Below are 7,336 nucleotides of genomic sequence, written 5' to 3'. Positions count from 1 at the left end.
CTCGATCGCATCGAGCAGCTGAGCATTACCCGCAACCGCCCCGGAGATGTCCGGAATGTAGGTCGCGTATGCCAGGATGTCACCAATCTCTGGCCCAATCACGTCCACCTTCGACTCCAGGTGATCAATCGCGTAGATCAGCCCTCCATCACCATCGAGTTTCGCCTCGATCGCATCGAGCAGCTGAGCATTACCCGCAACCGCCCCGGAGATGTCCGGAATGTAGGTCGCGTATGCCAGGATGTCACCAATCTCTGGCCCAATCACGTCCATCTTCGACTCCAGGTGATCAATCGCGCCCGCGATACCATCCTGGTCCAGCTTCGCTTCGATCGCGAGGAGGAGCTGATTGTTTCCAGTTACCGTGCCCGCAATGTCCGGCTGGTAGCTCCAAATCTCGTCGATTAGCGGACTCATGTCGTCCAGCTTTGCCTCGATCATCGCCAAAGTAGCATCGGTTGCATGGAGAATCCTGATGATCGTCGCAATCCCCGGCTGCACGCCCTGGTCGAGCTTCGTCTCGAGCCTCGCAACATGCCCGAGCACACCATCAAAGTTGTTGGACACCGAATTCTCGAAACTCGTGTACCAGCTCCAGTCTGGCTGGTTATCGAGCTTCCTCTCGATCATCGCCAAAGTAGCATCGGTTGCATGGAGAATCCTGATGATCGTCTCAATGCCCGGCTGCACGCCCCGGTCGAGCTTCGTCTCGAGGCCGTTAAGAGCGTTGACAACAATCGTCGCCTGCGTCGTGTAGAGGTAGTCAAGCATCCACCAGTAATTCTGCTCCTGGCTGTCCAACTTGCGCTCTACGTAGGCAATAGACTTCTGAACCGACGTCAACCCAATGTCATCATCCCACAGGGCCGTCTCCACGTTCGGGCCTATCTCATCGAGCTTCCTCTCCAGCGCAGCGATCGCAGCGGCCGTCGCCACCTGGTTCAGATGCGTCAGCCCGCCCGACAGATCGGTGCCGATGTTGTCGATCTTCTCCTCCATATTGTAGAAGGAAACATCGCCAAAGTGCTTGTCGATCTTCTCCTCAATCGCCTCAAGCTGGTCTCCGACCGGATCAACCTTACCCTCCAGCTTGTCCGACTTCTCCTCCAGCTTAGCAATGTTCTTTATGATCTCGCCAACGTTCAGGTCCCCGAGACCGTCAAGCTTCCGCTCGAGCCCGTCTATCTTCAGGTTGATCTGGGGAACACTGAGGTCAAGCTTCTCCTCAATCCTCGGCAAGTCCCTGTCGAGTTTGGCCTCGATCTTGTCAATCGGGTCTGGCCCCGTACCGGGGGGGCTGATGAGAACAACGATCTTCCATAGCAACAGATCGCCCAGCGACCTAAGGGTCACCGTGTTCTCGCCATCAACCGTAATGACTGTCCCCGCGTCAAACGCTTGCCCCAGATAAGAGAAGACGTCCACGTCGCCACCAACACCGTTGAACCAAAGTCTCTCATCCCCCAAGGACCAAATGCCTTCGCCAAAAAGAAACAGATGACCCTCGCCAGCATGCACGTTCGGAATGTGAACCACCGACGTGCCCCCTGCTCCTGCGGCCGAAAAGCCCAACGCCTCTTCGCCCATGGTGATCGAAACCTGCCTCGACAAAACATCAATGTCCTCGTAAACAACCACCAAGAACGCGCTCAAGCACACCGTAGGACCGCTCAGCCGAACGCTATAGACCCCGCTGCCCGTCACCAGCGTCGTAACATCCCACTTGTAGCCCGTGCACCAGTAGTGGTCGTTTCCTAAAGCCAGATCGTCAGTATAATCCGCCACGTTCTTCCAAGGCAGATTGGTCAAGTTGAAACTCCCGCCGGCGCCCTGATAAACGTCGTCTATCTCCACACCATTTAGGTACAGATAAGCTTTCACTATCGGCGAGACCTGTGGGATACCTACGATATCGAAACTCCCGACGAGGGAGCCAAGGGCCAGGTTCGGGACAGTGTCGTAAACCACTCCATAGGAACCTGTCTGCTGGAAGACAAGATGCTCGGGTGGATGATCGCCGGTCAGATCCGCCAGAGAGACAACTGGCAGGATAAGTAACACGGCGAGCAAAATCAGAAAATACCTTTTCGCCATTGCAAAACCCTCATGCTTTTGGTTGAAATCTGTGCCACTCAAAGCTTGACTAAGACCTCCTTAACACCGCCCGAGGCATCACCTCCCTTCTGTTACTCACACAAACAAGCCCAACACACGCATTCATTCAATTCTGACATCTTAACACACGCAAAGTCAACATGAAATCCAGCCAATCAGATCGAACAGCGAGAATTGGGACACGCGCCGCAACAAGCAGGCTATTTGGCTTCCATCCAGTTCTCACCCGCCTCGGCCGAGGTAACCAGCGGCACGTCAAGCCGAACGCTTTGCTCCATAATCGGCCTGATTGTCTCGATGGCATTGTCTAACTGCTCCCGCCGGACCTCGAAAACGAGCTCGTCATGAACCTGGAGGATCATGAACGCGTCGAGCCGAGATTCAGGCATCGCCTCGGCCAGCTTGACCATGACGATCTTGATTATGTCGGCCGCCGAGCCCTGGACGATCGTGTTGAAGGCCGCGCGCTTTGCCGCCTCGCACCGTTGGCGGTCGGTGCTTCTGATCTCGGGCACGTCCCGCCTCCTGGCGAACATCGTCTCCACGTAGCCATCCGACGCTGCCTTCTTCAACGTTGCCTCGATCAGCTCCCTGACCTTAGAATGCTTGGCGAAGTAGTCGTCGATGTATCGCTTTGCCCTGCTCATCTCGATCCCCAGGTCCTGGGAGAGCCTGAACGGGCCCATCCCATATATGACCCCAAAGTTGATAGTCTTGGCCTGGCTGCGCATCTCGCGAGTCACATCCTCCTCTGCAACCGAGAAGAGCGTGGAAGCCGTCCTAGCGTGAATGTCCTTGCCGGCCTTGAACGCTGAGACGAGGTCCGGATCGCCAGACAGGTGCGCAAGAATGCGGAGCTCGATCTGTGAGTAGTCGAACGAGGCGAGCACGTAGCCGTCTTCTGGGATGAAGGCCTGGCGAATCCTTCTGCCGATCTCAGTCCTTATCGGGATATTCTGAAGATTTGGCTCGCTGCTTGAGAGCCGGCCAGTGGCAGTGATCGTCTGGTTGAACGAGGTGTGGATTCTGCCTGTCTTTGGGTTGACGAGCTTCGGGAGCGCATCGACGTACGTCGATTTGAGCTTGGCAAGCTCACGGTAGGCGATAAGCTCCGCTGGCAGCGGGTGAATCTTTGCCAGCGACTGCAGCACGTTGATGTCCGTCGAGTATTCTTTCTTAGTCTTGCGGCCCTTCGGCAGACCTAACTTATCGAACAGAACGTGGGCGAGCTGCTTCGGCGAGTTGATGTTGAACTCCTCGCCAGCGATAAGAAATACCTTCTCCTCAATGGATGCAAGCTCACGTTCGAGCTCTTTCGACATCTTGGCGAGGATCCCGAGATCAAGCCTCACCCCTCGCTGTTCCATGTCCGCAAGGACCGACACGAGCGGCATCTCTATTTCGTAAAACAGCTTATCCAGCCCCTGCGTTTTGAGCGCTGGCTCGAGCTCTTGCTTCAACATTAGGGCGATGTCAGCGTCCTCCGACGCGTAATCGGCGACCCTGGCGATCTCGATGTCCCGAAGGTCCCGAATAGCCGACCGGGGAGGGACGAGCTCCTTGTAGGTTGTGGTTTGATAGCCAAGATAGTGAAGCGCCAGAGCGTCGAGGTTGTGCGCTCTCACCGTTGGTCGAAGAAGGTAATCGGCTATCATCGTGTCGAACGATATGCCTCTCAATTGGACACCCTGGTTGCGTAAGACCAGTAGGTCGAACTTGATGTTCTGGCCAATTTTGCGCCTGCTCGGGTCCTCGAGGATTGGCCTCAGCTGGCTCAGGACAAGGGACCTATCCAGCTGCCTCGTGGCGCCCAGGTAGCTGTGCGCAAGCGGGATGTAGGAGCCACAGTTGGGCCGCGTGGCGAACGACAGGCCGATCATGTCGCATGAGACAGCGTCGGTGCCAGTAGTCTCGGTATCCACCGCGAACTCCTCAGCTGACAGCAGTTCCTGTTTCAGCTCCTCAAGCTGCTCCGGCGTGATAATTGCCCTGTAATCCTTCTTGGTGCTTGCCGTCTTGTTGAGAAGGCGATTGGCCAGCGAGACGAACTCGAGCCGCTGCAAGAGCTCAAGCAGCGCGTCTTGGTCGGGCTCCCTCCGGGCAAATCTCGCCATGTCAGCCTCAACTGGGACATCGGTTCTGATCGTTACGAGCATGAGCGCGGTCCTCGCGACGTCTGCGTTCTCGATAACTTTCCTCAACGCCTTGTCATCTGGCGCCTCATGCGGCTGGGACAACATAGCCTCAACCGACCCAAACCGCGCAAGCAGCGAGGCAGCGGTCTTGGGACCGACCTTCGGGACTCCGGGCACGTTGTCGGTCGGGTCGCCTGTCAGAGCGAGGAAATCCCGAACCTGCTCTGGCCGCACGCCAAGTTTCTCATGCACGCCATCAACGTTGTAAGTAACGTCCTTCCACGGATCGAACACGCAGACTGCGTCGTCAACCAGCTGAAACGCGTCCTTGTCGGAGGTAACGATGACTACGTCAAAGCCTGCCTGCTTGGCCTTCACTGCGAGTGTCCCCAGAATGTCGTCCGCCTCGAACCGATTCTCTTCAAGCGTTGTTATTCTCATCGCGCCAAGCAGCTCCTTGATGTGCGGAATCTGCGCGATGAGCTCCGCCGGCGGCTTGGGTCTGTTGGCCTTGTACTCGGGGTATATGTCGTTACGAAACGTTGGCCCGGGCGTGTCGAACGCAACAGCAATGTACTCGACGTCCTGCGTCTCGATCAGGTGTAGCAGTGAATTGACGAAGCCAAAGATAGCGTTCGTCGGCAAGCCGCTCGAGGTGGCAAGCGTCCTCTCACCGTAGAACGACCGGTAGATGAACGCGTGCCCATCAATGAGGTATATCTTCTTGCGTCCAAACATGGCACTAGCTAGTAACCCAAACGCCCTGCACATTCAAGATCGACTGACCACCTTGACGGAAAAGGCTTCGATCGTTATGGTTCCTCTTGAAGTTCAGCGGCTCGCTGCCTCGTGCGCGAGCCGAAGTTTGTGCTGGCGTAGCTCAGCCAGGCTAGAGCACCTGACTGTGGATCAGGAGGTCTCGGGTTCGAGTCCCGACGCCAGTACTTTTGCGTCATTATGTAGTCCATAACTGAGAACGCGTGGCAAGAAACTGTTATGAGCGAGAAGATTAAACGACCGAGGCCGAGGCTTCCCCGGGGATTCCGTGATGTCGGGGGCGAGGACCTTGTAGCGCGCTACGAGATGATCGACAGGATACGCAAGGTCTATGAGCGTTACGGCTTCGCTCCGCTTCAGACGCCCACGGTGGAGTTCGCCGAGATGCTGGGCAAGTTCATCCAGGAGACGGGGCTACCCGAGGAGGGCGTCTTCTCTTTTCGGGGCGATCAGCCCGAGTGGCTCGCCCTCAGATACGACCTGACCGCTCCCCTGTCCCGTTACGTCGCCCAGCATAGGGAGCTGCCCAAGCCTTTTAGACGCTATCAAGTCGGCTCGGCGTTCCGCATAGAAAAGCCGGGTCCCGGCCGTTTCCGTGAGTTCGTCCAGTTCGACATCGACACAGTGGGCAGCGCTCGCATGGCTGCCGACGCGGAGATATGCTGTATTCTGTGCGATGCGTTCGAGGAGCTGGGGCTTGCGGGCAAGTTCACCGTTCGCGTTGGCAACCGCCGTGTCCTAAACGGCGTGCTAGAGGCCGCCGGTGTTGACACGGAGCCAGGGAGCGGTGCTACTACGGCCACGCGCGTGATGCGCTGCATCGACAAGTTCGACCGGCTCGGCATGGAGGGCATCGTCAAGCTCCTGCGGCAGGGGCGGATGGACGATTCAGGAGACTTCACGGAGGGCGCGGGACTGACCAACGCACAGGCCAACGTCGTCGTCGAGTATCTCAACGCAGCACGAAAGAGCAGGAAGGACGTGTGCGAGGCGCTGCGAGGGATTGCGGGCGAATCGCAGGAGGGCAACCGCGGCGTTCGCGAATTGGTCGAGATAGACGAGTTCCTGACGGCGGCGGGTTACGACGAGAGCAGAGTCGTCTTTGACCCGACTGTCGTGCGCGGCCTCACCTACTACACTGGGCCGGTGTTCGAGGCCTCGCTGCTTCAGTCTGACTCAGGCGGCCAGTATTCTATGAGCATCGCCGGGGGCGGACGCTATGACAACCTCGTCGAGCGATTCACAGGCCAGAAAGTCCCCGCGACAGGCGCCTCGATCGGCATTGACCGCCTGGTTGATGTGCTCAAGGTTCACGGCCAACTCGGTCAGAAGAGCGCAGCCGGACCTCAGGTTCTCGTGACGCAGATGGACGAGAAACTCGCGAACGAATACGTCAAATGGACGTTTGAGCTCCGCAGGGCCGGCATCTGCGCAGAGCTGTACCTCGGCAGGGGCAACATCGGTAAGCAGCTCAAGTATGCAGACCAGCGAGGCATCCCTCTTGCACTGATTGCTGGCGAGGACGAGCTTGAGCACGATGCCGTGTCCATCAAGGACCTTAGACGTGGCAAGGAAGTTGCATCCAAAATGGCTGAGCGGTCAGAGTGGCTAAAACATGAACAGAGCCAGCAGACCGTCCCGCGCAGCGAGATGGCCGAGCGGATAGCTGGGCTCCTCGCGGGTCATTCAGGGCTCTAGCAGGGACGTCGTGCACCATCATAGCGACAGGAACGTCGGCAACGCTGGCAACCATGAGAATGGGTGCCCCTTGCTCTACGTGATGGGGAAACCTATCGAGAACCCAGTCGTCATCGATCACAGCCCCGAGTGCCTGACGCTGGAGAAGCTTGTGGCGGTTGCGCGCGGCGACGACGAGGGCCGGCTTGCGCGGGTCGTGGTCGCCGCGGAGAGCCTCAAGCGGACAGAGCAAAGTGCAGCGTTGATCAGAGAGGCAGTCATCAGGGCACAGCGCGAGTTTGCGGCAGCGCCGCCCGACAAGCGGCATCTCTTGCTGATATATGGCGTCAACACGGGGCTTGGGATCAATCGCGACAAGCCGGTGGAGACTTTTGCGGATTGCTGCAAGCTCTCAGAGAACATCCTCTTGAGCCACGCGACTGGCGTGGGGCCACCTCTTGCATCAGAGGTCGTCCGCGCCACGATGCTGCTTCGGTTGCGGACGTTTGCGCAAGGCTTGTCGGGCGTCCGATCCTCCCTGCTCGTCCTTCTCGCCGAGATGTTGAACAGGAAGGTACACCCCTGGGTCCCGTCGCAGGGCAGCGTCGGGTCGTCCGGCGATCTATGCTCGC

The 7,336-nt window shown here is 57.9% G+C and carries 4 protein-coding genes and 1 tRNA gene; 3 read left to right on the top strand and 2 right to left on the bottom strand.

Annotated elements, in window-relative coordinates; translation table 11 throughout:
* On the bottom strand, nucleotides 1-2,094 hold a 2,094-nt coding region (locus VM163_01115; protein HUT02477.1), incomplete at its 3' end, for a DUF3344 domain-containing protein.
* Nucleotides 2,095-2,315: 221 nt separating this feature from the next.
* Nucleotides 2,316-4,988 carry a DNA polymerase I gene (gene polA / locus VM163_01110; protein ID HUT02476.1) on the bottom strand — a complete coding sequence of 891 codons (2,673 nt, stop codon included), beginning with the start codon at nucleotides 4,986-4,988 and terminating at the stop codon, nucleotides 2,316-2,318.
* 131 nt (nucleotides 4,989-5,119) lie between these two features.
* Between polA and VM163_01105 the strand changes: the two genes are divergently transcribed.
* The 3 genes from VM163_01105 to VM163_01095 form a co-directional block, all read left to right on the top strand.
* A tRNA-His gene (locus VM163_01105) sits at nucleotides 5,120-5,194 on the top strand.
* Nucleotides 5,195-5,246: 52 nt separating this feature from the next.
* Complete coding sequence (hisS, locus tag VM163_01100) at nucleotides 5,247-6,725, top strand: histidine--tRNA ligase (GenBank protein ID HUT02475.1); 1,479 nt, start codon at nucleotides 5,247-5,249, stop codon at nucleotides 6,723-6,725.
* A gap of 10 nt (nucleotides 6,726-6,735) precedes the next feature.
* Nucleotides 6,736-7,336, top strand: a 601-nt coding sequence (locus VM163_01095; GenBank protein ID HUT02474.1) for an aromatic amino acid lyase, incomplete at its 3' end; no start/stop codon positions are given.

It is taken from the genome of bacterium (genome assembly GCA_035527515.1).
GTDB lineage: Bacteria > B130-G9 > B130-G9 > B130-G9 > B130-G9 > B130-G9.
The sequence above is the reverse complement of the archived record's forward strand: the minus strand, read 5'-3'. Positions and strand labels throughout refer to the sequence as shown.

Excerpts from the sequence above, each read along its gene's own strand:
- polA (HUT02476.1), bottom strand. The coding sequence starts at position 4,988 with ATGTTTGGACGCAAGAAGATATACCTCATTGATGGGCACGCGTTCATC.
- hisS (HUT02475.1), top strand. The coding sequence starts at position 5,247 with ATGAGCGAGAAGATTAAACGACCGAGGCCGAGGCTTCCCCGGGGATTC.